Raw genomic sequence first — 25,958 nt, 5'->3', positions numbered from 1 at the left:
AGAGGGGCCGGGAAAGATCAGGTCCGAGGCTGCCCGAGAGAGGGTGTACGGGCCTGATCCTGTCCTTCATTCCGGAGTTTCCCGATGACCCATCTTGCCCCTGTTGCGCAGGCGTCCTTGCCTGCGCCCATTGTCCCGTTGGCAGCAAATCCTGCCCCTGCGATCGTTGCTGTTGCCGAAGCGCTGCAGCCCGATCTGGCGCAAGGGCTTCAGATCGACGCGCTGCGCCTGCGCCGCGAGATGGAACATGCCTTTGGCGGTTCCGATGCGACCGGTGCCTGGGACTGGAAGCTCGCCTATGAGGCGGGCGAGGTGGCGCTGATCCTCTTTCTACGAAAGTTCGGTCGGGCGCTGCTTGCGCGTGCCGGCTCGCCTGCGGCGCTCTTGCCGATCCTCACCAAGGTGGCAGGCCTCTTGCCCACGCACACCCGGCGGTCGGAAGAGATGGAGCGATTTCAGCAATTCAGCACGCCATTGCCCATGGGAATCGCGGCACTGACGGCAGCACAGATCACGCCCCGCGATTTAGTCTTGGAGCCGTCCGCCGGGACCGGACTCCTGGCGATCCTCGCAGAGATCGCGGGTGGCGGCCTCGCGCTGAACGAGCTTGCTGACACGCGCGCCGACCTTCTGCGCCTCCTCTTTCCGGGGCGCCCCGTCACCACCTTTGATGCCGCGCAGATCGACGATCATCTCGATGTCTCCTCAAGTCCGAGCGTCATCCTGATGAACCCGCCCTTTTCGGCCCAAGCCAATGTCGATGGTCGGTCGACCGAGGCGACGGCCCGGCATCTGCGCTCGGCCCTCGCGCGCTTGGTCCCCGGCGGACGGATCGTTGCCATCACAGGGGCCGGTTTCGCGCCGGATGCGCCGGCCTGGGCCGAGACCTTCGGCCGTCTGACCGAGACGGCCCATCTCATCTTCACCGGCGCGGTGTCGGGCGCAGCTTTCGCCAAACACGGCACCAGCTTCGAGACGCGGATTTCTGTCTTTGACAAATGCCGCGGCGGCGAGCCGGGCGGCATCACCGCCGACCTGCGCCAGCCGATGTCCCCTGACGCAGCGCATCTTCTGTCCAGAATTGTGACCGAGGTTCCGCCGCGTCTCGAACTGGATCATGCCGCGTCGGCAGGCCAGGGCAGCTCATTCCCCCTCCCGGGAAATCCTGCCCTCATCACACGCAAACCGGTTAGCCGATCGCGCGCGACCTCCGCAGCTCAACCGGCGAAACCAGACACACCGATTGAGGCCGAGGAACTGGACTACGCTCTCCGCGACGCCGCCGAGGACGAAGACTCCGCACGGCTGTCCGACGCGATCTACGAGACCTTCCGCCTGCAGACGATCGACATCCCCGCAGCGGCCCCACACCCGACCAAGCTTGTGCAATCGGCGGCCATGGCCTCTGTCGCACCTCCGAAACCCACGTACCGCCCCAAGCTTCCGGCGGCCGTCCTGCGCGACGGCCAGCTGTCCGACGCGCAGCTTGAGACCGTCATCTACGCCGGCGAAGCCCACGGCGCATATCTCGCGGGGTCCTGGGCCGTCGATGAGGCCGGCGACGTGGTATCCGCAGCACCGGAGGACGCCGCTGACGCTATCGGCTTCCGCCGGGGTTTCTTCCTCGGCGATGGCACCGGGGCGGGCAAGGGCCGCCAATCGGCCGGGATCCTGCTCGACAATTGGTGCCAGGGCCGCCGCAAGGCGCTCTGGATTTCGAAGAGCGACAAGCTGCTGGAAGATGCGCAGCGCGACTGGTCGGCGCTCGGGCAGGAGCGCCTGCTGGTCACGCCGCTCTCGCGCTTTGCACAAGGCCGCGACATCCCGCTTACCGAGGGCATTGTCTTCACCACCTATGCGACGCTGCGTTCGGAAGAACGAGGTGGGAAGAAATCCCGCGTCGACCAGATCGTCGACTGGCTCGGGGCAGATTTCGACGGGGTGATCCTCTTCGACGAAAGCCATGCCATGGCCAATGCCGCCGGCGGCAAAGGCGAGCGCGGCGATATCATGGCCTCGCAGCAGGGCAGGGCGGGCCTGCGCCTTCAACACAAACTTCCGAATGCCCGCGTGGTCTATGTCTCGGCCACGGGCGCGACGACGGTCCACAACCTCGCCTACGCGCAGCGTCTCGGGCTCTGGGGCGGGGAGGATTTTCCATTTGCTACTCGCGCCGAGTTTGTGGAAGCCATCGAGGCTGGCGGTGTCGCGGCGATGGAGGTTCTGGCCCGCGACCTCCGGGCGCTCGGCCTCTACACGGCGCGGTCGCTGTCCTATGACGGTGTCGAATACGAGATGCTGGAACACGAGCTTAGCCCCGAGCAGCGCGGTATCTACGATGCCTATGCCGGGGCCTTCGCGATCATCCACAACAACCTGACCGCGGCGCTGGAGGCGGCGAACATTTCCGGCGCGGCCGACGGGCCGAGCGGGTCGGGCACGCTGAACCGCCAGGCCAAGTCCGCCGCGCGGTCAGCCTTCGAGAGCGCCAAGCAGCGGTTCTTCGGTCACCTGCTCACCTCGATGAAGACCCCTACGCTGATCGCCTCCATCGAGGCCGATCTGGCAGCGGGTCACGTGGCGGTCATCCAGATCGTCTCGACGGGTGAGGCACTTTTGGAACGCCGTCTGTCGGAGATCCCAACCGACGAATGGAACGATATCCGCTGTGACATCACTCCCAGGGAATATGTCCTCGATTACCTCGCCCATTCCTTCCCGGTGCAGCTCTACGAGCCTTTCACCGACAGCGAGGGCAATCTCTCGTCGCGCCCCGTCACGCGCGACGGCCAACCGGTGGAGTGCCGCGAAGCCGTCCGGCGTCGTGACGCGCTGATCGAGAAACTGGCTTCGCTGCCGCCGGTGCCGGGTGCGCTCGACCAGACCCGCGTTTGGCATGCAGCGGGCGGCGTTGTGCGATGAACGTGCGACGTCTGCCGTGGCGCCTTCAGCATTCGTCGCGGGGCACCACACACCCTCCAAATGTCGGGATGCGCTCGGCGATGTACTGCGGACGGAATGCAGGTGACGGATAGCGCGCTCCAGACGACGGGAGGCAGTCTCGCGTATGTCGTTCTGCGGGTGACGCTAGACGGTCAGCACGCGGCAAAATCCGTCTTGCGGGGTGCAAGAGACGGGGCGCGAAAGACGCGATGCGCGGTGCGGAGACCGCATCGCGTGGTGCAATGAGCGCGACGCGCGATCCATTTGACAAAGGACGGGAAATCGCCCCTGCAGGGCGATTTTCTACATTGAGTACAAGCCCTTATGGCCGACTCTACTTGCGTTGGGAGTCGGCGGGCTTGTACGAAGTTGGCAAGAAATAGGAACGTTAACTTCAAAATGCCCCGCCGCCGCAGACTGTCAGAGATCGAGCGATCGACCATCGCCCAGGAGCGCCGGAACGGCGTCTCCGCGGCGTCATTGGCCGCGCGCTACGATGTCAGCCTGAAGACGATCTACAACGTGGTGAACCACCGGGATGAGCGTCAGACAGCGAACGGCAGCCGATCGCGGGTTGTAGGGATCCGGGTCTCGGACGACGACCTGCGCCGGTTCGACGCGGCGCTGTCGCGGCGCGGGATTGCGCACCGCTCGGATGCCATGCGCCGCCTGATGCTGGCGGCCGAAGGTGTCTTCCTGCCCGACGACGAGATGTGTGACGAGTTGCGCAACCTCGGCGCCGCGCTCAACCGGGTCGGCAACAATGTGAACCAGATCGCGCGACGTCTGAACGAGGCCAAGGTGCGGGGCGAGAGACTGTCCTACCCGGCCTCAAGTCACCGTGACGTCCGCGCCCTTGCAGGTCTGGTCTTCGATCTGGCCGACCAGGTCCAGGAGATGTCGCGTGCGCGGCGCAGCGTGCTGGACCTTGAGATCAGCTCTGCCCTGGCGGGCCTCGCCGAGAGGAATGAGAATGGCGCGGAGTGACCGGGTCCGTGGCATCGACCCGGCGCTATTTGACCGCGGCTGGAGCCGAGTTTCGGGATCCTGGCAGGGGCTTTCCAAGGGCGCGCAGATGGTTCGGGCCGCGCGCGGCTATTCGCCAGCGATCTTCAAGGCTATCTCGAAAGGGGGCTGCCACACCGGGGTGCAGTTACGGGCGCAGCTCACATATCTCACGACGAAGTCGACCCATACAGGCACATGACGAAGGGCGAGATGGTTGCGAACTGCGCCGACAAACTTTTCCTTCAGAAGATCGTGGCGAACTCCATGTCTTGCTCGTCGCCGGCGAAGGCGCGCTACAAGAAGCTCTCCCCTCGACACTGCGGGTACTGCGTTCCGTGCCTGATCCGTAGAGCTTCGCTCGAAGTCGGTCTCGATGGAGACGATGAGACGCTTTACACGGTTGAGGATCTGAAGGGGCATATCCTGGCCTCCGACCAGCCCGAAGGGGAGCACGTCAGGTCCTTCCAGCTGATGGCCAAGCGGATCAGGGCGAAGCCGGATCTCGCGAAGATACTGGTCCACAAGCCCGGTCCGCTACATGATAAGCCGGATGAGATACCGGATTATGCCGACGTGTTTCGACGTGGCGTCCTTGAAGTCGCCGAGCTCCTGAAAGGTGTTCGGGCACGGCCGGGCGGGTGACCATGCGGCCTGACTACGTGGATTTCCATACGCATCTCGACCTCTATCCCGACCTCGCGAGGGCGATTGCAGCCTGCGATCGCAAGCGCGTAGCGACCTTGGCGGTCACGACGACCCCGAAGGCGTTTCAAAGGAATGTTGAACTGTCCGCAGACAGCGATTTCGTAAGGGTTGGGCTCGGTCTGCATCCGCAGCTCGTCGCCGATCGCCATCTTGAGCTCGACCTGTTCGAGAAGCTCTTGCCGCGGACGCGTTACGTAGGGGAAATCGGGCTTGATCGCGGACCCGCTCATTATCGCTCTTTCGAGTTGCAACAGTCTGTCTTCGGCAGAATTCTTCGAGCCTGCGCTCAGCAAGGCGACAAGATCTTGAGTCTGCATAGCGTCAGGGCGACGAAGCCGGTCCTGGACATGCTCGATGAGCATCTACCGCCAGATCGGGCGGGCGTCGTCTTGCATTGGTTCACTGGCAGCAAGGCCGATGTGCGCAGGGCCGTTGATCGCGGCTGCTATTTCTCCGTTAACGAGGGCATGCTCGCTTCCGACACCGGGATGCGCGTGATGCGCGAAATTCCAATCGACCGGGTGTTGACAGAGACGGACGGCCCCTTCGTAGCTCGTGGCGACAAGCCAGTTGATCCCGGCGACGTAGGTTATACTGTAGAAGTGATCGCCTCGACGATTGGATTGTCGGCGGAGGCCACCCGCATGCAAATTTTACTGAATCTCAAGAGGTTATTGAATACCGGTTAGAACACACATCTTGATGTCTTTGGGGAAAGGTATTCGGCGACGAACACGCGAATTTCCGTTGGAATGAACCTTCCCCCAATCACACAGCTTGAACGCTGCAGAGATGGTGGTCTACGTACACTATGCACCCAGTCTTCTAGCTCGTTCCGCCATCCTGGCCAGTCGTACGCTAGCCGTCCGTATAGCCGCCGGGCTCTGCGTAACGCCCCGTCCGATCACCTCCCCGGTGGTCAACGCCCCGATCCGTGACCTCCCTTTGACGCCCGCTGTATTGAAGAGCCCGCGCATGATCCCGGTCGATCCGGCGACAACGGCGGGCGCGGCTGCCACCATCAAGTTGCCCGAGATCCCCCGCACGATCAGGGGCGTTGCGGCGACGAAGCCCTTGGCCAGGAACACCATCACGAAGAACGGCACCAGCGATCCGATGTTGGTCGCGGAGCTAGGGTCACCCAACTGAGCGAGGAGGGAGTTTGCCATGCCAACGACGGTTGAGAACATGGCTGCGATGACAATGGGGTAGAAGCCATAGCTGACCGTCGTCGAGACCCACCTATGGAAAAAGTCTTTGGTCGCATCGAAGAGCGACAGTGCGATCATGATCGGAGCGAGGCCAAGCATGAGTGTCAGCATCATCTTGGCGAAAATGAGTACGATGCCGGTCATGAAGCCAAGAAGGCTCAACAGAACGAGCCCTATGCCGCCCAAGATCGCACCTGTCATCCAGTTCAGGTTGCTGCCGATGGCGTTCAAGTATTGGCTGAACTCTGTAATGAGATCATCGAACTCGGCCGCGAAGTATGTGGCCCCCGCCCCTCCGCCGCCGACCGAGGAAATCAGGGCTCCAGCAACATAGTCGAGCCCGCCGATGATGGCATTCGCGACCGCGTTGAAGTTGGCCCAGTTGAAGGCGAAGAGCCCTATCAACATCAGCTTGATCAGGTACCAAAAGAAGCTGGCCCCATCCATGCTGCGGAATTGGAAGGCCATATTAATGCAGACGCCGATCAGCGAAATTGTGGCCATCAGCAGGACGATCGCGCCGACATTGCTTGCCACAGCCCCGAACTGGGACTCGGCCGCATCGACAAGGAACGCGTCTGCGGTTCCGACCATCCAACTGACGACACCCACTACCAGGTCCCTTGCGCTTCGCAGATATCCTGCACTTCACGGGCGATCTGGTTTTGTTGGTCCCTGAGGGCTAACCGAGCTTGAGTATGTTCCGCCTGAGTACTTGTCGCAAAACGTTCTTCATATTCCGCCGAGGCAGCATCCCATGGTGGGAAGCGGATGTCACAGCCACAATCTCCTGATGACTTGATCGCCTGCCAAGAACGCAATTCATAGAGCCGCATCATGGTTCGAGCCTTGTAGGCTTCCCGCGGGTCGATTTCGTCCATCCAGGTCGGGCGCGCCGGACGTTCGTTGCAGATCCGGTATTGTTGAGGCGACATATCGACTGTGAGATCGTTTGAGACCTGAGGCGAAGTCTGCGCCACAAGGGGGCCCGCCAAGGCGGCAAGCATGAGTGCGAGAATTGGTTTTCGCATCTGGGGGGGTCCTTTTTTACTCAGCGGCAACGGAGGGGCTCTTGTTGCCTCTGCCGTCGACCGTGTCGAGATTCAAATCTTTGGTTTGACCCGGGAGGAAGAACTCGGTGATTCCGCGCGCGCCTTCATGGCGGCCTGCCTGAATGATCACGTCGATCGAGCCCTCAATATAATCGATCATGTCGGCGTAGTTCATCGGCAAATCCGTTTTCAGGGCGGCGATGGCGAGACGGCGAACAGCAAGTTGTGGGGTCTCGGCATGCAGCGTGGTCAGCGATCCACCGTGGCCGGTGTTGATTGCCTCGAGAAACGTCATCGCCTCGCGCCCGCGGACTTCGCCCAGGACGATCCGGTCAGGTCGCATGCGAAGCGTTGAGGCCAAGAGCACATCGGCACTGCGGGCATCCGTGTCCCGGTCCGCGATCAACGTCACGGCATTGGGCTGCTCGGGGCGCAGCTCGGTCGCCTCCTCGATGGTGATGATCCGCTCTTCGGGCGGGATCAGCGAAAGGATCTTGCGCGCCGCGACCGTCTTGCCGGTCGATGTACCACCCGAAACGATCATGTTGAGCTTGTTCTCGACGCAGAAGCGCAGCGCGGCGTCGATGTCGCCGGAGGCAACCACATCGCGCAGCGCGGCGTTTCGTTCGCGCCGCAGACCTTCGAGGCTGCGCTCCATTCCATAGAGGAAGCCGAGCCGGATTGCCTCCAGCGGCAGGGAGGAGAAGAAGCGCAACGATATTGAAAACCCGCCCTCGACTGCCGGCGGCTGGATCACCTGCGCGCGGATCGGGCGATCTCGATATAGGATCGAGACCGAGATAATGGGCTTCTTCGTGCTGAGCGTCGTCGAGGCGGCCGAGGCGATCTGGTTGCCGAGGTCCTTGATCTCGGTCTGGCTCAGCGTGCTGCCGAGACCTCGCATGAAGTGATCGCCCTGGAATTCGCCCCAGACTTGTCCGTCGGGATTGATGCAGATCTCGATCGTGTCGTCGCGCAGGACCTCGGGGCCGAAACGGTCGAGCGACGCTTCCAGATAACTTGCAGCCATGTCAGAAAATCTCGAGGTCACGATCAACCATGACCGTGATCCGTGTACCCTGATCGACATGTATCACTGGCCGGATCGCCAGATAGTCCTGCATCACGCTTTGCGTGCTATCGCGCAGGTCGGTGCCGACATCACTCGCAACATCGGCCGCCGCCTCGCTGTCGATTTGACCCGCTGCAGCCGCTGGCAGGGCGCCGATCAAGGAGATCAGCGCGGCGGAGCCGAAGCGTTGCGCGAAACGGGTGTCGACAAACCCGGTGGTGCCAGTACGGCCGAGTTCGTCTCCCCCGAAGGCGCTGATCTGCACGGTCTGATTATCGGGCAAGATGATCCGATCCCATGCCACCATGACGCGCGATTGGGCAAGTGCGACATCGGAGCGGTAGCGCCCGATCAGCCGCGCGCCGCGCGGGATCAGGATACGCGTTCCATCGAAAGAATGGACGTCTTCCGAGACAATGGCGCGGATCGCGCCGGGCAGTGTGCTGTCGAGGGCCGTCTCTGTCACAGCCTGAATCATGGTGCCCTGAACAACCGTGTTCGATGGGTTCGCGATCACTTCGGCACGTGTCACCTGTGCTGGTTGCGCGCCCGAACGAACAAAGGCTTCATCTGCATTCAGACGTGCGGCTTCCAGCGTATTCTCCCTATCCGCACCTGCGCCCATCCCGGAGAAGGCGATCATAGGAGACGCGATACGCTCTGCGCGGGCCTCGGCTTCGGCTGCGCGCCGCCTTTCGAGCTCGGCCAGCCGCAATTCTTCTTCACTTGGTCCCAATGAGGTCGGCTCTGGTGGTGCAAGCCTTGCAAGTTCCAAGTCCATTCGGAGCTGATCCAATTCGCGATCCCGCTCGGTCAGTTGCCGCTCGAGGGCACGCTGAGCCTCGGCGGATGCTTCCTGTAAGGTGGCAATTTGCGCCGTCAGGTCCGCAATAGCCTGCTCCGTCCCGCTGTCCGCGGCCTCGGCCGGTCTTGCGCGCAGGTCCTCGAGTTCCGCTCTCAATGTCGCAAGACTTTCCATCAGCGCGAGTTCCGACTCGCTCGGACCTGTGTCCGCAGGCGGGACTTGGCTGGGCTCCGGGGCAGAAATCGGCGCCAGATCTCCGAATCCGGGGCCGCTGCTCTGGAACTCCTCCGGCGCGGCGGTCGCCATTGGTGCTTCTGCCGACGGCTGCAGGGCAGCCCATGCCAGACCGCCTGCTGCCGCGATGCCGACGACCCCAAGGATCGCGGCAAGCGGTGCAGGCCGCTTGTTTGCCTTCGCTTTGCCTGTCGATCCTTCGAGAGCCGCGAGGCGCGCGGCGAGGTCTTCCGTACCTTCGGTCATAATGTGGCCTGTCCCGCTTCCTGGACGCAAACCACATCTTCGCCAAGGCGAAGGACCCATTGTCGGTTGACGCCAGACACGCGGATGACGCCGTCACTCAAGGCCTGGCTGTTCACCGCGCGTTCCCTGCCGTTCGAATATCGGAAGATGGCGGGCACCGGCGCGTTCCGTGCGAACCGGAAATACGTGAAGGTACCATCATCCCAGATGGCCGTCGGCGTGAACTCTCCTCGGGCGCTGACCGCATAGTTCGCATTCGGCGCATCGGCCGCAACCGCCCTGGTGGGTTGCACGCGGTTTTCAGGATAGCGGAACTGTACGACATAATGCGGCGTCTCCCGGGCTTCGACGACATGGAAGTAGTAGGAGCGACGGTTGGTGTAGACGGTGATGTTGGTGGCGACGCCAGATGCTGTTGGCTTGATGGCGAAGGCACGGCCACCCGGGACACCGTCGAATTGAAACCCGACCGTATCGCCGGCGATGATCGAGCGGATGGTTTCACCCTCACCGAATTCGACTGTGGTGACGCGGGTCAGAGTCGTGACGACACGGTAAACCTGGCCTTCAGTCCAGGTCGCGACGCGCACGCGATTGTCATGAGAACCTGGACGGGGCGTAGTTTCGGCCAAGGCAGTCGTTCCCGCGAACGCGAGAATACCGGCGGCCAGCAGCGCAGAGATTGGAGTGCGAGTCATTCGGAACGGTCCGATCGGATGGCATATTGTGTAACGGTGAAACCGAAAGGGTTTTGCCAGACATCGTCGATCGCGCGGGTCCGCTCGGGCCGGAATTCGAACATCAACGTGGCAGTGAACGATCCATCCTGTACCCCTTGCGGGCTTGTCAGACGCTTTCTGAGCCGCACCTGGGCGCGGTTATCGCCAATAAGGGTGATCGAGGCGATCTCAACAGCCATCTCGGCCGCAGCCCCGTATCGCGTCGGCGGATAGCTCTCCTGCCCGGAGGTCCACATGGCGCGCATGCTGGCCTCGGCCGCCCCGGTGGATTGCGCCAGCACCCGGCGCACGCGCAGATCGTTGTCGAGCCGATTGTAGGCCTCGCGGTCGAGAATGTAGCGATAGATTTGTGCTTCGATCACGGCAGGTCGTTCGGCAAGCGAAACGGTTTCAACCGTGGCATTGGGGAGCGCCATCCCGGTCGCTGGATCGTAGGGTACAACTACGGGCGGCGGCGTCTCGACCATCAGCGCGACAGCCGCAGCCGTCAAACAGCCGAATACGCCGAAGCCTGCCCCGGAAAGGCCGATCATCCGCCAAAGCTGTTCCCGGCGCAGGGCACCGTAGACAAGTTCCTCTTCCACGAGTTCGCGCGCAGTCATCACCCCTGCCCCACTCATGGCTCAAGATCCGGCAAGGTGAAGTCCATGTAGCGGCGTTCTTCGGCAACGGTGGCGGCATCAACCACGCCTGCATTGCCTGCGCCGAGGGTTTGGATCGCTTCCAGCTCCCACATCCGGGTCATGGCGATGGCGAGTTCCGCCGTGACGCGCGTGTTATGATCCATCGAGGCTTTGAGATCCTCCATGTCCGGGATCATCTCGACCAGACGTTCCACTCGTTCGAGAGACTGTTCCGCCTCTGCGTGGCTGTTCTGCGCCGCCGCCGACATCACAGCACCTGTGGTTGCCCGGGTGGCCACGCCTTCAGCTCCCGGATTGCCGCTGGTGGCGATTTCGCGGAGAGAATCTTCGTCGAACCCTGCACTTGCCAGCGCCTGTTCCATCTGCGTGCGCATGGGCCCGGCATTGGGCCCGATGAGAGCGCTCCAATCGCCCGCCTGGATGCCTCGGATCAGGCCGGGGATGTCTTCGAAGTTGGCCTGAAGCAAGGTGTCGAGGTCCCCGCCCATGGCAAGCCCGAGGATGCTGCGCGGCCCGGTGAGCGAGGCATACATCTCGTTCAGCTGATCGAGTTGGCTTTGCAGCATGTCCAGTTGCTCCAACGCATTGTCCAGAAGATCGGTCTGGATCCCGAAATCCTGCAGCATCTGCTGAAGCTGACGGATTTCCTGGGCAATGTTCTGGGTGTCCACCGTGGGCACACCCTGTGCCCCGGCAGGTCCGGTGACATTGAGGGCAAGTGCGAGAGCGATGCTACCGGCGAAAAGGGAACGGGGCAGGCGCAGGTTCAACGCAAATCCTCCTGACTAAAATCCATGTATTGCCGCTCGGCAGCCTGGGCCGCCGCCAAGGCGATCTGCTCGGCGCTGAGTGGCTCGGTTCGGGCGGCCTTGATCCGGGTCCGGATTGCGACCAGCCGGGCCAGTTCGGCCCGGGCATAGGTGTTGAGCGCGATGGCCTCGTGGAGATCCTCGGTCTCACCAATGCGGGTGATGATGTCCTGAACCCGCAGGGCGGCGGCACGGACCGAGACCAGCGAATAGTCGCCATAGACCCCTGCGCCGTGGGCCGAGAGGCTGAAACTCGCGTTGGCGAGGAGCACAGGGTCGATGGTGCCGAGCGCATCGATGCCGCCTACGGCCGCGAGGTAGCTGTTGTACTGCTGCGGGATCACCACGACATAGTGCTGGGTTTCCGCGAAGGGCGGCACACCGCCATAATCCTGCACATTGCCCGGACCGGCGTTATAGGCGGCGAGCGCATGGATGATGTTGCCGTCGAACATGTTCAGCATTTGTGCGAGGTATCGCGCACCGCCGGTGACCTGCAGATAGGGATCGTCGTAATAGGCCGGGTAGATCCCGAGATCGCCCGCGGTACCGGGCATGATCTGGGTAAGTCCGAAGGCCCCCACGGGTGAGCGTGCCCCAATCTGGAAACGGCTTTCCTGCCAGATCAGCGCCTGCAAAAGGCAGCGCCATTGCACGAGCGAAAGGCCCGCACGGCCGACCCCGGACAGACTATGGGTGTCGCGTGCTGCGCGGATGATCAGCTCCTCGATCCCCTCCCGGGCATCGCCGAACATCCGCGCCGCCGCTGGATTGGTGTCCTCGGGTGCATAAAGACTGGCGGCCGCGCTTTCGACGTCGTCAACCGCCCCCTGCCCCGCCTCGAGCCCGGCCACGGTGCCGGCCACATCTCCAGCGCCAAGCGACATGGCATCCATCAGCCCTTCGAGGGAGGCGAGTTGCTGACGCTCGATCTCGGCCAGTTCCTCCTCGCGGCTTAGCCGGTCCTGCTGCAGTGTCAGGTCCCGATCGGTCTGCTCGAGGATCGCCTGCCGCTCTGCGAACAGGCGCAGATCGAAGGTTGGCACGCCCTGGGCGACCGCCGGCCCCGCCGCGGGAACTGCCAGTGCAAAGCCGATCATCGAGAGAGGAAGCCAGGTCCGCATTGGCTCAACTGCCCGCACCCAAGAGGACGAAATCGCAGGCCGTGTCGCGGCGCGTGACTTCCGCCCCCATGGTCGAGATCGTGGCGGTGGCGGTTCCTGCCTGCGCAGGAGCCTCGCGAAAATTGAAGCAGTTGGCTTGCGGGGGGTTATGCTGTGCACAGGCTGTCAGGCTCAGCCCGAGCCCGAGCAGCACGATGCTGCGGATGAGGATACGGGTCATGTCACTCTCCAGAAATCAGGACGTTCGCGATAATCGGCGCCGACAAGGGCCTCGCCCTTCTCCATGCCGCCAAGGATGGTCACGAGGGGGCCGAGGGCGCTGAGATCGGCATCGATCACGACCGAACCCCGGTCATCGCGCACGAGGGCCAGCCGCGAGGCGGAGCCGACGCCCAGAAGCACGTCGAGCTCTTTCTCGGTCAGGCCGAGCATGGCGTAGTCGGCGGCTGAGGCGCGGATGTTGGGCAGCAGCACCTGGGTCGGCACGGCTTCCACGATGGTCTTGCCGGTCCGCGTGCGTTCAAGCTGGCTGGCATATTGGGTCATCATCACGACGACGGCGTTCTGCTTGCGGGCGGTCACCAGCCAGTTGCTGAGTCGCTCCGCGAAGTAGGCGTTGTCGAGGGCTTTCCATGCCTCGTCGATGACGATGATCGTGGGCTTGCGGTCCTCGATCACGCGCTCGACCCGGCGGAAAAGATAGGACAGGACCGCCATGCGTTCCCGCTCGCTCTCGGAATCGAGGATGCCGGTGAGGTCAAAGCCCGCGACGTCTCCATCGATGCTGAAACTGTCCTCGGCATTGGCCCCGAAGATCCAGCCATAGCGGCCCTCGGCCGTCCACTCCTGCATACGCTCGAAGAGATCGCCCTCGTCATCGGTCGAGACCAGCAGCGAGGCGAAATCCGACCAGTTTCGCAGGCCCGCATGTCCTGCGCTCGCGTTCTGGCGCACGACTTCCTGCAGTCGGTTGGTCTGAATCGGAGTTAGCGGTCGATCGCGCCGCTCCAAGAGGCTCGCGAGCCAATCAGCAAGCCATGCTTGGCCCCGCATGTCGATCTCGGTCTGGAGCGGATTGAGGCCCGTGGGCCGTCCGGCACGTATCGTCGAATAGCTGCCGCCGAGCGCACGGACGGCCATCTCCATGCCCGCGCGATAGTCGAATACGAAGACCCGCGCACCTGCCCGCCGTGCCATGGTCATCAGGAAAGCCGCCAGGACGGATTTGCCGGAGCCGGGACGACCGAGGATCAGCGTGTGCCCGCCAGTGGGCTCGCGATCCGGCGCGCCCTGTTCGTGGAAGTTGAAGCGGAACCCGCTGCGCTCGGGTGTCGGGAAAAGCGTGATCGGCACGCCCCAAGGGACTTCTCGACCTGTCTTGCCAAGGGGTGTGCGGTGGAAGGTGGCGAGATCGGCGAAGTTGTGGTTCGTGATCGCTGCCTTTCGGCTGCGCGCCCCTGTGTTTCCGGGATGCTGCGCCATGAAATGCGCCCGCGCCCCGAAGGCCTCCGAGATCAGGTTGATCCCGGAAGTGGCGGAGATGTTGCGGATTTCGGCCGCGATATCGTCAAGCGCGGCTTGGGATCGCGCATAGACCGCCACAGTCATGTGGTGCTCGCCGAAGATCAGGCGTTTCGATTCCAGATCGTCCTGCGCGAGTTCCAGTTCCTGCGCGAGGCTGACGGCTCCGTCATTGGCGGCCTGCATCAGCCGCAGCTGCCGCTTGATCCGGCCCGCCATGATGTTGGCGTTGATCGGCACAAAAGAGTGCGTGACCACCATGTCGACGGGCAGATTCAACTCGTCGAGCATCAGGCTATCGGTCTTGGCGGGGTAGTTCTTCACCGCAAAGATCGCCCCGAGCTTGTCGCCGACGGCACCGTCCGAGAGTGCGATGGTCGTACCGCGGAAGGTGACGCGGGTATTGGCTACGTCCTCGGCGATCACACCGAGGCGCGACCGGGGGAAGAGCGGGTGCTCCTCGCCTGTGTTGAGTGAACCGAGGAAGCCCAGAAGCTCGCCGGTGCTTGCGGCCAGCAGGCGGGGCTTCAGCTCATCGAAGGACGACAGCAGAAACCCCACAACCTCGTCGAGCTTGCGCAAGCGGCGGTTGGTGTCGGCCGCATGTCGCGAGCGAGACGCCCCAAGTCCGAACGGCAAGCGGCTGCCTGTCTCAGGTCGCTTCAGCACCGTCAGGGTCAGCGTCTTGTCGCGCAAACCCGCGCGGCCGAGATGCGCGTGCCATCGTTCGTCGACGGCAGCCGCAAACCCTTCGCCCGGAACGGGCGGCAGGGTCACATCGACCGCTTTCGACACCTTGTGCAGGTAGAAAGAGAACTCCGTCCCGACCTGCGCCACGATGCCAGCCAGCAACCCTCCGATCCGGTCGAGATGCCCGTCCTCGCTCGTGGTGCTGTTCACCCCCTCGAGCCGGATGCATTGCATCAGCTCGTTGCCGCGCGTCCGGATCGTCCGGTCGGTCGCGAGGCTCACGTAAGGCAGCATCATTGAGAGCCGCTTCTCGCCCTTGACCCATGAGGGTAGCGCAGTCAGCGGATCGAGCGCCTCCGCCACGTCATTGGCAAGTCCATCACGGGGCATAGCTATCGCCTCCGTGCAGCTTGCGGTTCGTCGTGGGCGGGGTTTCCTGCAGGGTGATCACCAGGACATCGAGGAAGTTCGGATCCCAGTCTGCGGCCTTCCAGAGTGCCGGCCAGGCCAGCCCCGCGAACACAGCCACCACCCAGCTCTGCACCCAGAGGAATAGAAGCGTCGAGCCGAAGAGCCAGACCATGGCGTACATGATCGGCAAGCCCATCAGCTTGGGTGGCCTGAGAAGACCGATGAACACGCGGGACTGGTCAGCCATGGATGGAGCTCAGGTGGTCCAGATGGCGGCGACGATGGTGGGTGCTGCGGCGATGCCGGCGATTGCAACCACGACCCAGAGCGCCTGACGAAAGTCGAGGATGCCAAAGAGCCAGGAAAGGAACACCCCGATCAGTGCGAGCGTGCCAATCACGATCCCCAAGGGACCGGTGATCGCATCGACAATTCCTTGAAGCAGGGTTTGTACCGGCGAGAGGTCGATGCTCTGTGCAAGCGCTGGACCCGCCAGCACGATAAGGGCCATCGCGCCGAGCGCGACGATCGAAGGTCTCGATGTCATGAAAGATCTCCTCTGAGCCGTTCAAACACGGCAGTCACACGGGCCACATGCCCTTGGGTTTCTCGAAAAGGGGGGATGCCGCCGTGGCGTGTGACCGCCTCAGGGCCAGCGTTGTAGGCCGCAAGGGCCAGAGAGCCTTCGCCGAACTGGTCGAGCATCATCAGCAAGTAGCGGGCTGATCCGTCGAGGTTCTGCGCAATGTCATGTGGGTCTACGCCGAGGTCGCGGGCGGTATCCGGCATAAGCTGGCCAAGGCCTATGGCACCGACAGGGCTACGTGCAGCCGGATTGTATGCGCTTTCGACTTCGATATTGGCCCGGTAAAGGAGCGCCCAATCAGTGACTGAAAGCCCTGCGCGACGCAGCGCACCATGCCCGGCATACCGCAGAGCCGTGGTCTCGATCGCATGGAGGATTTCTGGGGTGGCGCGGGCGGCGGATCGAGCCGGGATCGCTGTCTCGCTCGTTGCGTCAGGACCGCGAGGTTCTGCGAAGAGAAAAAGGCGCCCGTTTGCCTCTTGAGAAGAGGAAATCAATTGGCCGTCTGGGCCAACCGAAAAGATGAAACCGTCGGCCAGGGCCGGGGGCGCGGAACAAACGCCTGTACCCAAAGCAACGACGAGCGCAGTCGCGCGGTCAGCTGCCTTTGACCGGAGGCGCGGCGTGGCGTTCGCGGCCACCTTCTTCAAGTGGGATGTTAGCGGTCGTACAGCCCATGTCGGCCAGGAAACTGACAAGGCCAACGATGGTTTTGAAGTCGCGGAGCTTGAGGACGCTTCGGCTGGTGACGAGCATCTTGTCGTCACGCCCATCAGAGGCGACGGCGCGGATGACCCACGAGCCGTACCAGCTGTTATGGCGCTTCTCCGCTCTCTCCTTGCAGACCACCTCAATGAGGTAGCCCTCGGCGAGCAAGCCGCGCAGTCCGTCTTCGGTGACCACATTCGGTGCTTCTTCTATCATGACCTCCCCAGGGCCCTCCTCATCATGAGTATCGGCCCGCGGGGACATTTCCACACGGGCGATACAAGACAACATAATTGACTTCAAGACGATTTATTTGAGTTGACGAACCGTCTTTGGCTGCAATAGGTAGCTACCGCACGAAACCATAAATTTGAAGTGGCAAAGGAGTTTTGCCATGCGCATGTTTTGTGCATTTCGATACGGTTTGCTTGGTCTTGTTGTGCCTCTCGCGTCGATTGGCCAAATCGCCAATGCATGTACCGCGCCGGAACGGCCTTTCCTGCCTGAGCGGTCCGAAGACATTCGAGAATATGCCGATCTGCTCCGTTCTGATTTCGAGGGCTACATTGCCGACATACAAGAATACTTCCGCTGCTTGGACGCCGAGCGCCAACGCGCCTTTCACGAGGCACAGGAGGTTAGCCGGGACTACGGAAGGCTGGTCGAGATATTGGAATGACTCTTCGTCGTCTCCATGTTGGAGACTTTGAAAGCAGACACTATATGAATTTAATGTCCGCATAAGCGGACGTTAAAGCGTCAAAGCCTTCTCCAGATCGTCGTGCTCGAAAGCACTTTCAAGATAGTCGAGCTCGCGTGCCGGAGCCCCGACCTGATGCGCAACTTCGCGCCACGTCGCTGTCGCTTTTGCCACTTCAGAGACGATCTCCCGGGCGTGTTGGGTGCGGAGGCCGAATTCAGGTGCCACGGCCAACACCAGGTCAATGTCACAGGTCCCGTCGTCGAAATCGATCCGTGTCTGCAGGACACGCGGTTTTTCCAACTGGGACGTCGGGTTGATGTCGAACGCCGGCGACAGCCGCCATCCAGCTGGCCCATCCCATAGAAACCCGTGATTGCGCATATGGTCATCCGTATTCGACACCAGAACAGTGAAGACAAGGCGGCGATAGAGTTCTTCGCGATCCCTGGCAGCCTGGCTGCCAGTCCTTGTGATCGCGTCTACGATCTCGAGATAGCTGCCAGATACGCCATCCCGGTTCTGGGTCATGGTCATGGCTGACATATACGGGATGCGTTCGCCAGCTGCGCGTCGGTCAAACCGGGCGCTCAGATAGACCGGCTGGTCACCGATGTTTGCCAGAGAGTGATCAGCCATGGCAAGGCCGGCCCGATCTGCCAATCGCGCGGCGACTTCCTCCCAGCGTTCCTTGCTGTAATCGTCGTCAGCCTTGGGAAACTTGGCAATCGAGAGCTTGCCCTGCACATCATAGACCGAGCATTTTGGGCGTGCACCGCCAAGCGATGCTCCGGGCGCAAAAAGGAGATCGAGGTCCTCGTCTCGTTCCTCGCCAGCTTCGAAACGCCCGACTGCGTCGAGAAGGCGCTGGAGCGCGATGTACCCCGGAACGCCATCTTGGATGGGCGCGGCATAGTCGGCATCGCCCCGCCATCGCAGCCGCAAGGCTCCGATGCGGCTGACATCGGAGACACCCATAAGATAATCTGTCTCGAACAAGGTCCGAACCGGACGTTCCTCCCGCGCAGCGCGGCGCCGTTCCCGACGCCGCATCAAGGCACGACCCCAGTTGTCTGGGGCACTGTCGCCAAGGGCTGGAAACATTTCTCCGTTGCCTGATGGCACAAACGGCCCGGGCGAGAGAGGCACGCCCTGATCAATAGCAAACCGCTCTGGCCGGTTCAGCCAATCGTCCGAGTATTCGAAAACGACGGTTTCGCGCGCCCGGGATGGCACGCAACGCATGGTCCCGACAGGCACCATCGCACCATCGAGCTCGATGTCGATTTCGACGACCCGTTCTGCCATGGCCTAGCTGCTCTCCTTGGAGCCAGGCTTCTTGCGCGCAAGAACCGCGCGTTTCGGCAAGCGCTCAAGAGCTGCATGTGCACCTTGGGGATCGTTCCTGGCATCAGCGAGATCTGCAAGTCCATCCATCAGGTTCAATGCTTGCAGCACAGCAGCATAGATGCCGATGGACACGCCAGCATCACCTTTTTCGATCTTGTGGTAGGTTGAGCGCGCAATACCCGCCCGCTCGGCGACAACAGACGCCGGCAAGCCGCGGCGCAAACGTGCGTCACGGATATCGGACCCGAGCTTGCGGATCGCCCGCTTGGCTGCGGGGGGCGGAAGGTATGACGCAGGCAATGCTTCTATCCTCGGTCTTATTGCGGCCTTTATGTATGCATAAGTAGACATAAAGCAAGTGATTGAGTCTCGCTGACTGGCTTCTCCGAGCAATTGCCGCATCCAAAACGTAGATCCTGGGCCTTCGAGCCGGATATCCCAATCAAAGAAATCTGATTGCTGTCAATCATGTTGTATTGTATTCGCGCGAATAGTTTTGTGGGGAGTCGATACATGAGACGCCATATCGTGCGGCTGGCGATGGCCGCGACATTGACGCTTTCGGGCCAAGTTCCTCTTGCGACGCCCGCAAGTGCCTACCAAGTGGATTGCGCCATCCTGCTCTGTCTTGCTGGTGGCTGGCCAGCATCGGCACCTTGTGCCCATGCTCGAGCCGTATTCATACGCCGGATCACCCCTTGGCCCATCGAGCCGCCGCTCCAGATATGGCGCTGCCCTATGGGGGTGGCGTTCTCTCCTTTGGAAAGCCCCGGCCCGGCCGAGCGCCTGTTCGACACCGCATTCCAAGCCACCCTGCCCCGGCAGTCCTTCCCGGACGACGGACAGGTGATCAAGGTTCAAACCACAGATGGCGCCGACATCGACATCTCAGGCGACGCCTTTGATTTCGTGCGCAGCATTCGCGTCTATCACATCCAGTACCGCCAGCACGAGAACCGTGATGGTGACTGCAATCGCAGCGACTCCACGCGATTGGGGTCCTACGGTGTGCAAGGCGATTACCGATGGACAAGATCCAACGTGGGCCAAGTGCCGGCTGCATCTGACCTGAGCATTCCGAATGGATGCGGCAGCTACTTCTACCGCTCCGTCTTCGTCGACTGGCGTGATCACGCCGGGAACTATGGTTCTGAAGAAGTTCGCTACTGACAAAATCTGCACGCGGTTTTGCCGCGCGCGTCCTCACAACCCCGCACGGACGGCTGTGCAAAACGCCCAAAAAGGAGACGACGCCAGACCGTGAAGCCTGACGCCGTGCTAGAAAACTCCGTGAACAAGAGTTTCCTAGCGCACCGCTAAAACACCTGCAACCAGCAAAGTTGTTTTGCTGGCAAGAATGTTGTTGTCTCACGACATGGCGTCGGATCTCCAAGGAGACCTCGACCATGGAACCTACGACCGGCCTGATCCTGCGACGGATCACGCAGACAAATCTCTCTGTTGCAGCGCACAAGCTTGCCACCCTCATCCTCGACGCCATCGCCTGGAAGGATGGCTACAACGGTTTGTCGCGCGGAACGGCAGCCTTCACCCTCTCGGCCCTGGCGGAGAAGATGGGTGTCTCACGGCAGTATCTTACGGTTCTTCTGAACGAACTTGAGGCTTCGGAGTTGCAGCTCGAGCGGGCGAAGCCGAATGGCAAGTTCGCGCCCTGGATCTTTCGGTTTTCCGCCTTCGACGAGGAGAGTGAAACCCATGATCTCGTGTCAGGTGAAGGCGACACATCACTATCTAGAGATAATAATAACAAAACTATCTTCTCAGGGCTGATCGAAATCACCGCGAGTTCGAACGTTTTCCAGACCAGTTGGGCAGAGCTCATCAAAGCAGCGAAGGCCACGTTGCCTTGCTGGAACATCGACACCCAGGTCATTTGGGATCGCTTCCTCGCCTTCAACCGGTCCCGAGGCAACGGCAGGGTGCCGGCCGGCTTCCTGCTTGGCTTCATGCGTCGATGGCGAAATTCTTCGGGAACTCCAACTCGACCCGCGGTCAAGCCGCCCGCGAGACCAATAACGGACCCTAAAGAGCGCGAATTGCTGAAACAGATGCAAGCCGCGCCGACTGCGAACCGCCAGTTCCATGCGTCCGACCTGTGTCGTTTGATCGGGCACGCTGCCTACGAAGCGCGGGTACTCGATGTAGTCCGCAAGTTTGGGTGCCAGAGGTTTTCAGCGACGTTGGCAGTGCACGGACGGGCGGTTCTGGCAGGGGAAATTTCCAGGTAAGTTCGCTTGCCAAGCTTTGGAGCCGGGAAAACCCCGCGGAGAACGTCAAGATCCGATAGTGAAGTTTATGTTAATTTCCAGGCCTCGCCATCTTGTACCACCCGCGACTCAGACAACAGCTTCTCCAGATGCGCCGCAACGTTTCGTTCTGCGGCCATTGCGATATGTGGGTCGGTTTTCTGGTAGACGGAAGCGGCGATATTCTGGACCGAATCCGGGGTGTTTGAGAGGTGGGCGAGGATCTCCGCCTCGCGACGCATGCGGTTGGAAAGCAACCGTTTGACGTAAGGTTGCGGATCCCGGAGTATAGGTCCGTGCCCCGGAAAGTAGATCCTATCGTCGCGCTCAATCAGCCGCTGTAGCTGCGCGCAGTAGTCGTGCATGTTTCCGTCAGGGGGGCTGACGATCGAACTGTTCCAACTCATAACGTGGTCGCCCGTGAAGAGCACTCCGTCAGGTCTCGCGAAACAAAGGTGGTCGCTCGCGTGACCAGGTGTGTGCAGGACGGTAAGACCGGCAATGACCTGTCCGTCCTCCAGAAACCGGTCAGGTCGAAATGCATCGTCAGGGAATGCCCGTGAGGCATAAACAGGTGCGTCTGTCCGTGCTCGCAGGGCTGGGACGACTCCAAAATGATCAGAATGGTGGTGTGTGAGCAGAATCCCGGATGGTTTGGCCCCCAAATTTTTGATGATTGCCTCGAAATGTGTACTGTCTTCTGCTGGGCCGGGGTCGATTATGAACCGACCATCAGGCGTATCAATGATGTAGCTATTTGTCCCGTGGTAGGTCATCTTTCCGGGATTGTTCGCGACGATCCTCAGAATTCCAGGGGCCAATTCGACTCCCTTCGCGCGGCAAGGCTCCGGCTCTGAGAAAAACATGCTGCTTCTTTTCATTGTGTGCGACCAGGTATTGATTGCGAACAATTTGGTTCGCACAGTTTTGCGCATTGCTCTCGCATGGCGCCGGAAACCTCAGGCTGGCGTCCGGTGCCTGTCAAATCCGGCATCGGACCATTTCAACTTATATTGGACCAAGACCGTATGAGACTGAAACAGTCTGATACAGTCTTGGTCTGGCAGTCACACAGCGCGGCGATTATGGTAAGCAGTATACAGAACTACAGCAATTGTCGCCTTCGTCAGATCCCCGAGAAGGAACGGGTAAAGACCGGCGTTCAGCAACTTTTCGCCATAGCCGACAAAGCCACCCAACCAGAACAGCCCTGCGCAATACATGAGTATCGAGCCCAAAAAGACCGCGACAGATGCTCTGAATGAAGGCCAAAGTCCTTGCAGTGCTTGAACAACCCAACCGGCAGCCGCCGCTGCAAGTGCGAAGCCTATCAGGTATCCGCCTGTGGGACCCGCAATATACGCCAGTCCGGCCGGAGCCGGAGGCGTGCCTGCGAAGACCGGCAGGCCAAGCAGACCTTCAAAAAGGTATGTCACAACAACAAGACTACTGCGCACCGGCCCCAGGAAAAGGCCCAGACCCAAGACAACCAGGGTCTGTGTAGACATAGGTACGGGGTAGAACGGCACCACGATTTTGGCGGATAGTGCCAAAAGAATTGTGCCGACGAGTATTATCGAGATTTCTCGGGTCAGTCTTGCGACTGATTGGCTTTGAGTGGTTTCCAGATTCATCTTTTTCGTCCTTGTTTCTGAAGATTGTTATTTTTTGGATAGTAAGCTCACATGCGCTTGGCGACTTCTTCCAACATGACTTCGCTCGCCCCGCCGCCGATGGCCTGCACACGGGCATCGCGTGACATGCGTTCCACCGGTGTTTCGCGCATATAACCCATGCCGCCGTGAAACTGGACGCAGTCATAAAGCACGCTGTTCACCAGTTCGCCGCAATAGGCTTTGACCATCGAGACCTCTTTCACGCAGTCACCGCCCGCGGCATCCAGACCGGCGGCGTGATAGACCAGCTGACGTCCTGCCGCGATCCGCGTCTGACAGTCGGCCAGCCGTTGGCGCACGGCCTGCTTGTCCCACAGAACGCCGCCAAAGGCCCTGCGCTGCTTGACGTAATCCACGGTCATGTCCAGCGCGGTTTGCGCTTCGGCACAGGCCATCGCACCCAGGACGATGCGTTCGTTCTGGAAGTTCTTCATTACCGAATAGAAGCCGCGGTTGACCTCGCCCAGAACGTTTTCGGCCGGGATGCGGACATCTTCGAAGATCAGTTCGGCAGTGTCCGAGCACAGCCAGCCGGTCTTGTTCAACGCCCGTCCGACCGAAAAGCCCGGCGTGCCTTTTTCGACCGCAAATATGGTGATCCCGCGCGACCCCTTGGCATCGGGATCGGTCTTGGCACCGACAAAGTAGAGATCGCCATGCACGCCGTTGGTGATGAACATCTTGGTGCCGTTCAGCACCCAATCCGACCCGTCCCGCACCGCGCGGGTGCGCATGCCGGCCACGTCCGAGCCCGCGCCCGGCTCGGTCACGGCGACGGCGGTGATCATTTCGCCAGAGGTGATCGACGGCATCCACCGCGCCTTCTGTTCGGGCGTGCCGGCGTTTTCCAGATGCGGCGACGCCATGTCGGTGTGGACCAGAACCGTGGCCGAGAATCCGCCGAAGGTGGATCGCCCGACCTCTTCGGCCAAAACCACGCTGGACATCACGTCCAGCCCCGCGCCGCCATACTGTTCGTCATAGCGCATCCCCAGAACGCCGAGATCACCCATCCGGCGCAGCACGTCGCGGGGCACCATGCCCTCCTCTTCCCAGGCCTCGGCCTTGGCGGTCACCTCGGTTTCGATGAACCGGCGCAGCTGGTCGCGGATCAAGTTGAGGTCTTCGTTGAACGGGCCGGAGGCCGCGGTGATGTTGTCTTGTCTGGTCATGTGTTTTCCTCTGGATCGAGTTTGATAAGTGGGGCGTGCCCGGCAACCGTGTCGCCCGGTGCACAATAGATTTCCGTCACTACGCCCGCGACCGGCGCGGGCAGGCTTTGCAACAGCTTCATGGCCTCAAGCACCACAAGCGTGTCACCGGCTTTAACGCGGTCGCCGCGTGCGACACGCACCTCGGCAACGGCGCCGGGCATGGGTGCGGACAACAGGTCAGCGACGCCAGACCCGCCGGTGGCACGTTGCAGATGCTGGTCTTCCAGCGTGCGCAGGTCTGTCGCGGTCATTCCGGCAGGGGTTTGCAGGTGCACCCGCCAGTGACCCGGCGCGCGCGCGACATAGGCGGTGCGCGAAAACGGAACCCCGTCGATGCGTCCGCTCAGACGGCATCCTGTTAAGGCGGCACTCTCGACCGCGATGGTCTGGCCGTCCGGTTGTACGGCTGTCAACACCGACCCGGAGCCGTTTACGCGGATCGGGTCGTCTTTGGTCGTCTCCCAATAGGATGCTGCACCGGGCCACCCCGCAGGGGCCGTGAGCCGCCATGACCCCAGGCTTTCCCAGGGCGACGCGCCCGCCGGGGCGAGATGCAGATGCAGCGCCATCGCGGCAAGGGCCATGTCCCGGGGATCAGCGGACGGTTCAGTCCAGCCGCCTGGAAACATCTCGGGCAGGCCTGAGGTATGGTGCCGGAACGCCTCAAAATCCGGGTGTGTCAGCAACGCGCGCTGATAGGCCAGGTTCAGACCGACGCCACCGACTGCAAAGGCATCCATTGCGACAACCGCCCGGCGGATCGCACCGGCCCGATCCGGCGCGTGGACGATCAGCTTGGCAATCATCGAATCGTAATGGTGGCTGACGACCGAGCCTGCCTCGACCCCGGTATCGAGCCGCACGCCGGCGGGCGGAGCCCAAAGGCTGATCTCGCCCGTTTCGGGGCGGAAATTCTCGGCCGGGTTTTCGGCGGCGATGCGGATTTCAATGGCGTGCCCGTCAAACTGCACATCGCCTTGCGTCAGCGCCAGCGGCTCGCCCCGCGCGATGCGCAACTGCCATTCGACCAGATCGATGCCGGTGATCGCCTCGGTCACGGGGTGTTCCACCTGCAACCGGGTATTCATTTCCAGAAAGTAGTATTCACCGCGCCCGGGGTCATAGAGGTATTCCACCGTCCCGGCGGAGCGATAGCCGATCGCCTGCGCCAACCGCACCGCTGCCGCACGCATGCGGTCGCGCACAGCCTCGGGAAGATCGGCGGCGGGGGCTTCTTCGATCAGCTTTTGGTGGTTGCGTTGCAGCGAACAATCGCGGTCGCCCAGATGCAGCACGGTGCCGTGAGTGTCGCCCAGAACCTGCACTTCGACGTGGCGGGCACGGGGTGCATAGCGTTCGAGGAACACCGCCGGATCGTCGAAGGCGCTCTGCGCTTCGGCCCGGGCAGATGCAATCGCGTCGGGTGCGTCGCCCAGATCGGAGACCAGCCGCATCCCGCGTCCGCCGCCGCCGGCGCTGGCCTTGACCAGAAAGGGGGTGCCAAGCGCCTCGGCCTCTTGCAGCAGGCGCGCGTCGGACTGATCCTCGCCGCGATAGCCGGGCAGGACGGGCACGCCTGCGGCTTCGGCGGCAGCCTTGGCCTCGATCTTGGAGCCCATCCGCGCGATAGCGTCGGGTTCCGGCCCGATGAACACAAGGCCCGCCGCCTCGACCGCCGCCGCGAAACCGGCATTCTCAGACAGAAAACCATAGCCCGGGTGTACCGCATCCGCGCCCGTCGCCCGCGCGGCCTCAAGGATGGCCGCGACGTTCAAATAGCTGTCCGACGGGGCGGCCCCGCCGATGCAGACGGCATGATCGGCCTCGGCCACGAAGGGCGCGTCGCGGTCCGCGTCCGAAAACACCGCTACGCTTTCCAGCCCCAGTTTGCGGCACCCGCGCTGGATGCGCCGGGCAATCTCGCCCCGGTTGGCGATCAGAACGCGGGTGAAGCTCATTTCACCCGCCATGACGGAACGCCCTTGTTGATGAAACTGTTGATGCCTTCGATACCTTCCTCCGTCTCCCACGCATCGGCCAGCCGGTCGGCGGTGTAGATCATGTTGGTCTCCAGATCGTGGGACGCGACATAGGCGATCAGCGCCTTGGTATCGGCCACCGCACCCGGCGCGGCCTGAAGGTGATCATGCACCACCCGGTTCACCGTGGCGTCCAGGTCGCCCGGCGCGACAACCTCGGTCAACAGACCGATCCGCTCGGCGCGGGCGGTGTCGAACAACGC

The 25,958-nt window shown here is 61.9% G+C and carries 27 protein-coding genes and 1 pseudogene; 7 read left to right on the top strand and 21 right to left on the bottom strand.

What is annotated here, in order from left to right:
• Positions 1 to 84: 84 nt before the first annotated feature.
• The 4 genes and pseudogenes from E7681_RS14990 to qatD all read left to right on the top strand — a co-directional run.
• A pseudogene (locus tag E7681_RS14990) lies at positions 85 to 2,883 on the top strand (strawberry notch-like NTP hydrolase domain-containing protein); the annotation flags it as partial.
• A 459-nt stretch (positions 2,884 to 3,342) separates the two neighbouring features.
• The gene (gene mobC, locus E7681_RS14985) at positions 3,343 to 3,930 is read left to right on the top strand and encodes a plasmid mobilization relaxosome protein MobC (RefSeq protein ID WP_136340121.1); all 588 of its coding nucleotides are present in this window, start codon (positions 3,343 to 3,345) and stop codon (positions 3,928 to 3,930) included.
• 216 nt (positions 3,931 to 4,146) lie between these two features.
• Complete coding sequence (locus tag E7681_RS14975) at positions 4,147 to 4,593, top strand: hypothetical protein (protein ID WP_136340120.1); 447 nt, start codon at positions 4,147 to 4,149, stop codon at positions 4,591 to 4,593.
• A 2-nt stretch (positions 4,594 to 4,595) separates the two neighbouring features.
• A complete protein-coding gene (gene qatD, locus E7681_RS14970; RefSeq protein ID WP_136340119.1) occupies positions 4,596 to 5,345 on the top strand; it encodes a Qat anti-phage system TatD family nuclease QatD in 750 nt (249 codons plus the stop codon).
• Positions 5,346 to 5,465: 120 nt separating this feature from the next.
• Here qatD and E7681_RS14965 read toward each other — a convergent pair whose 3' ends face one another.
• The 14 genes from E7681_RS14965 to E7681_RS14900 all read right to left on the bottom strand — a co-directional run bounded on the left by E7681_RS14965 (position 5,466) and on the right by E7681_RS14900 (position 16,725).
• Positions 5,466 to 6,479 (bottom strand): TrbL/VirB6 family protein, encoded by a 1,014-nt coding sequence (locus E7681_RS14965; RefSeq protein WP_136340118.1) that lies wholly within the window; start codon positions 6,477 to 6,479, stop codon positions 5,466 to 5,468.
• Entirely contained in the window at positions 6,479 to 6,748 is a 270-nt protein-coding gene (locus tag E7681_RS19155; protein ID WP_246032503.1) for a hypothetical protein, read from the bottom strand. The genes E7681_RS14965 and E7681_RS19155 overlap by 1 nt, the downstream gene beginning before the upstream one ends.
• 166 nt (positions 6,749 to 6,914) lie before the next feature.
• Positions 6,915 to 7,949 carry an ATPase, T2SS/T4P/T4SS family gene (locus tag E7681_RS14955; protein WP_136340116.1) on the bottom strand — a complete coding sequence of 345 codons (1,035 nt, stop codon included), beginning with the start codon at positions 7,947 to 7,949 and terminating at the stop codon, positions 6,915 to 6,917.
• Between the two features lies 1 nt (position 7,950).
• On the bottom strand, positions 7,951 to 9,276 hold the full coding sequence (locus tag E7681_RS14950; RefSeq protein WP_136340115.1) for a TraB/TrbI/VirB10 family type IV secretion system protein: 1,326 nt from the start codon (positions 9,274 to 9,276) through the stop codon (positions 7,951 to 7,953).
• Positions 9,273 to 9,974, bottom strand: a complete 702-nt coding sequence (locus E7681_RS14945; RefSeq protein WP_168733225.1) for a TrbG/VirB9 family P-type conjugative transfer protein — start codon at positions 9,972 to 9,974, stop codon at positions 9,273 to 9,275. The genes E7681_RS14950 and E7681_RS14945 overlap by 4 nt, the downstream gene beginning before the upstream one ends.
• Complete coding sequence (locus E7681_RS14940) at positions 9,971 to 10,618, bottom strand: VirB8 family type IV secretion system protein (protein WP_136340114.1); 648 nt, start codon at positions 10,616 to 10,618, stop codon at positions 9,971 to 9,973. Before E7681_RS14940 ends, E7681_RS14945 begins: the two co-directional genes overlap by 4 nt.
• Positions 10,619 to 10,632: 14 nt before the next feature.
• A complete protein-coding gene (locus E7681_RS14935) occupies positions 10,633 to 11,430 on the bottom strand; it encodes a type IV secretion system protein (RefSeq protein WP_136340113.1) in 798 nt (265 codons plus the stop codon).
• Positions 11,427 to 12,593: a lytic transglycosylase domain-containing protein gene (locus tag E7681_RS14930; RefSeq protein WP_057821020.1), complete on the bottom strand. Its 1,167-nt coding sequence runs from the start codon at positions 12,591 to 12,593 to the stop codon at positions 11,427 to 11,429. The genes E7681_RS14935 and E7681_RS14930 overlap by 4 nt, the downstream gene beginning before the upstream one ends.
• A gap of 4 nt (positions 12,594 to 12,597) precedes the next feature.
• Positions 12,598 to 12,813 (bottom strand): hypothetical protein, encoded by a 216-nt coding sequence (locus E7681_RS14925; protein WP_136340112.1) that lies wholly within the window; start codon positions 12,811 to 12,813, stop codon positions 12,598 to 12,600.
• On the bottom strand, positions 12,810 to 15,194 hold the full coding sequence (locus tag E7681_RS14920; RefSeq protein ID WP_136340111.1) for a VirB4 family type IV secretion/conjugal transfer ATPase: 2,385 nt from the start codon (positions 15,192 to 15,194) through the stop codon (positions 12,810 to 12,812). Before E7681_RS14920 ends, E7681_RS14925 begins: the two co-directional genes overlap by 4 nt.
• Positions 15,184 to 15,462, bottom strand: coding sequence for a VirB3 family type IV secretion system protein (locus E7681_RS14915; protein WP_009574151.1), 279 nt, complete (start codon positions 15,460 to 15,462; stop codon positions 15,184 to 15,186). Before E7681_RS14915 ends, E7681_RS14920 begins: the two co-directional genes overlap by 11 nt.
• 9 nt (positions 15,463 to 15,471) lie before the next feature.
• Entirely contained in the window at positions 15,472 to 15,762 is a 291-nt protein-coding gene (locus E7681_RS14910) for a TrbC/VirB2 family protein (RefSeq protein ID WP_054540759.1), read from the bottom strand.
• A complete protein-coding gene (locus E7681_RS14905; protein ID WP_136340213.1) occupies positions 15,759 to 16,442 on the bottom strand; it encodes a lytic transglycosylase domain-containing protein in 684 nt (227 codons plus the stop codon). The genes E7681_RS14910 and E7681_RS14905 overlap by 4 nt, the downstream gene beginning before the upstream one ends.
• Positions 16,399 to 16,725, bottom strand: a complete 327-nt coding sequence (locus tag E7681_RS14900) for a hypothetical protein (protein ID WP_136340110.1) — start codon at positions 16,723 to 16,725, stop codon at positions 16,399 to 16,401. The genes E7681_RS14905 and E7681_RS14900 overlap by 44 nt, the downstream gene beginning before the upstream one ends.
• 178 nt (positions 16,726 to 16,903) lie before the next feature.
• On the opposite strand from E7681_RS14900, the gene E7681_RS14895 reads away from it, so the two are divergent.
• Positions 16,904 to 17,188 carry a hypothetical protein gene (locus E7681_RS14895; RefSeq protein ID WP_408635186.1) on the top strand — a complete coding sequence of 95 codons (285 nt, stop codon included), beginning with the start codon at positions 16,904 to 16,906 and terminating at the stop codon, positions 17,186 to 17,188.
• Between the two features lie 72 nt (positions 17,189 to 17,260).
• Here E7681_RS14895 and E7681_RS14890 read toward each other — a convergent pair whose 3' ends face one another.
• Together E7681_RS14890 and E7681_RS14885 are read right to left on the bottom strand one after the other, a co-directional pair.
• The gene (locus E7681_RS14890) at positions 17,261 to 18,517 is read right to left on the bottom strand and encodes a type II toxin-antitoxin system HipA family toxin (RefSeq protein ID WP_136340109.1); all 1,257 of its coding nucleotides are present in this window, start codon (positions 18,515 to 18,517) and stop codon (positions 17,261 to 17,263) included.
• A gap of 3 nt (positions 18,518 to 18,520) precedes the next feature.
• A complete protein-coding gene (locus E7681_RS14885) occupies positions 18,521 to 18,910 on the bottom strand; it encodes a helix-turn-helix domain-containing protein (RefSeq protein ID WP_246032502.1) in 390 nt (129 codons plus the stop codon).
• A 162-nt stretch (positions 18,911 to 19,072) separates the two neighbouring features.
• Here E7681_RS14885 and E7681_RS14880 point away from each other — a divergent pair, with 162 nt between their 5' ends.
• Together E7681_RS14880 and E7681_RS14875 are read left to right on the top strand one after the other, a co-directional pair.
• Positions 19,073 to 19,729: a hypothetical protein gene (locus E7681_RS14880; RefSeq protein ID WP_233253379.1), complete on the top strand. Its 657-nt coding sequence runs from the start codon at positions 19,073 to 19,075 to the stop codon at positions 19,727 to 19,729.
• Positions 19,730 to 19,965: 236 nt separating this feature from the next.
• Entirely contained in the window at positions 19,966 to 20,808 is an 843-nt protein-coding gene (locus E7681_RS14875; protein ID WP_136340107.1) for a hypothetical protein, read from the top strand.
• 65 nt (positions 20,809 to 20,873) lie between these two features.
• Here E7681_RS14875 and E7681_RS14870 read toward each other — a convergent pair whose 3' ends face one another.
• The 5 genes from E7681_RS14870 to E7681_RS14850 form a co-directional block, all read right to left on the bottom strand.
• The gene (locus tag E7681_RS14870) at positions 20,874 to 21,602 is read right to left on the bottom strand and encodes an MBL fold metallo-hydrolase (protein ID WP_246032512.1); all 729 of its coding nucleotides are present in this window, start codon (positions 21,600 to 21,602) and stop codon (positions 20,874 to 20,876) included.
• A 291-nt stretch (positions 21,603 to 21,893) separates the two neighbouring features.
• On the bottom strand, positions 21,894 to 22,460 hold the full coding sequence (locus E7681_RS14865; RefSeq protein WP_136340106.1) for a biotin transporter BioY: 567 nt from the start codon (positions 22,458 to 22,460) through the stop codon (positions 21,894 to 21,896).
• Positions 22,461 to 22,507: 47 nt separating this feature from the next.
• Positions 22,508 to 23,674, bottom strand: coding sequence for an acyl-CoA dehydrogenase family protein (locus tag E7681_RS14860; protein WP_136340105.1), 1,167 nt, complete (start codon positions 23,672 to 23,674; stop codon positions 22,508 to 22,510).
• Positions 23,671 to 25,674 carry an acetyl/propionyl/methylcrotonyl-CoA carboxylase subunit alpha gene (locus E7681_RS14855; protein ID WP_246032501.1) on the bottom strand — a complete coding sequence of 668 codons (2,004 nt, stop codon included), beginning with the start codon at positions 25,672 to 25,674 and terminating at the stop codon, positions 23,671 to 23,673. The genes E7681_RS14860 and E7681_RS14855 overlap by 4 nt, the downstream gene beginning before the upstream one ends.
• A partial coding sequence (locus tag E7681_RS14850; RefSeq protein WP_484421932.1) for a Clp protease/crotonase-like domain-containing protein occupies positions 25,671 to 25,958 on the bottom strand: 288 nt, incomplete at its 5' end. The genes E7681_RS14850 and E7681_RS14855, both read right to left, overlap by 4 nt.

Source organism: Thalassobius vesicularis (assembly GCF_004799325.1).
Lineage (GTDB): Bacteria > Pseudomonadota > Alphaproteobacteria > Rhodobacterales > Rhodobacteraceae > Thalassobius > Thalassobius vesicularis.
The sequence above is the reverse complement of the archived record's forward strand: the minus strand, read 5'-3'. Positions and strand labels throughout refer to the sequence as shown.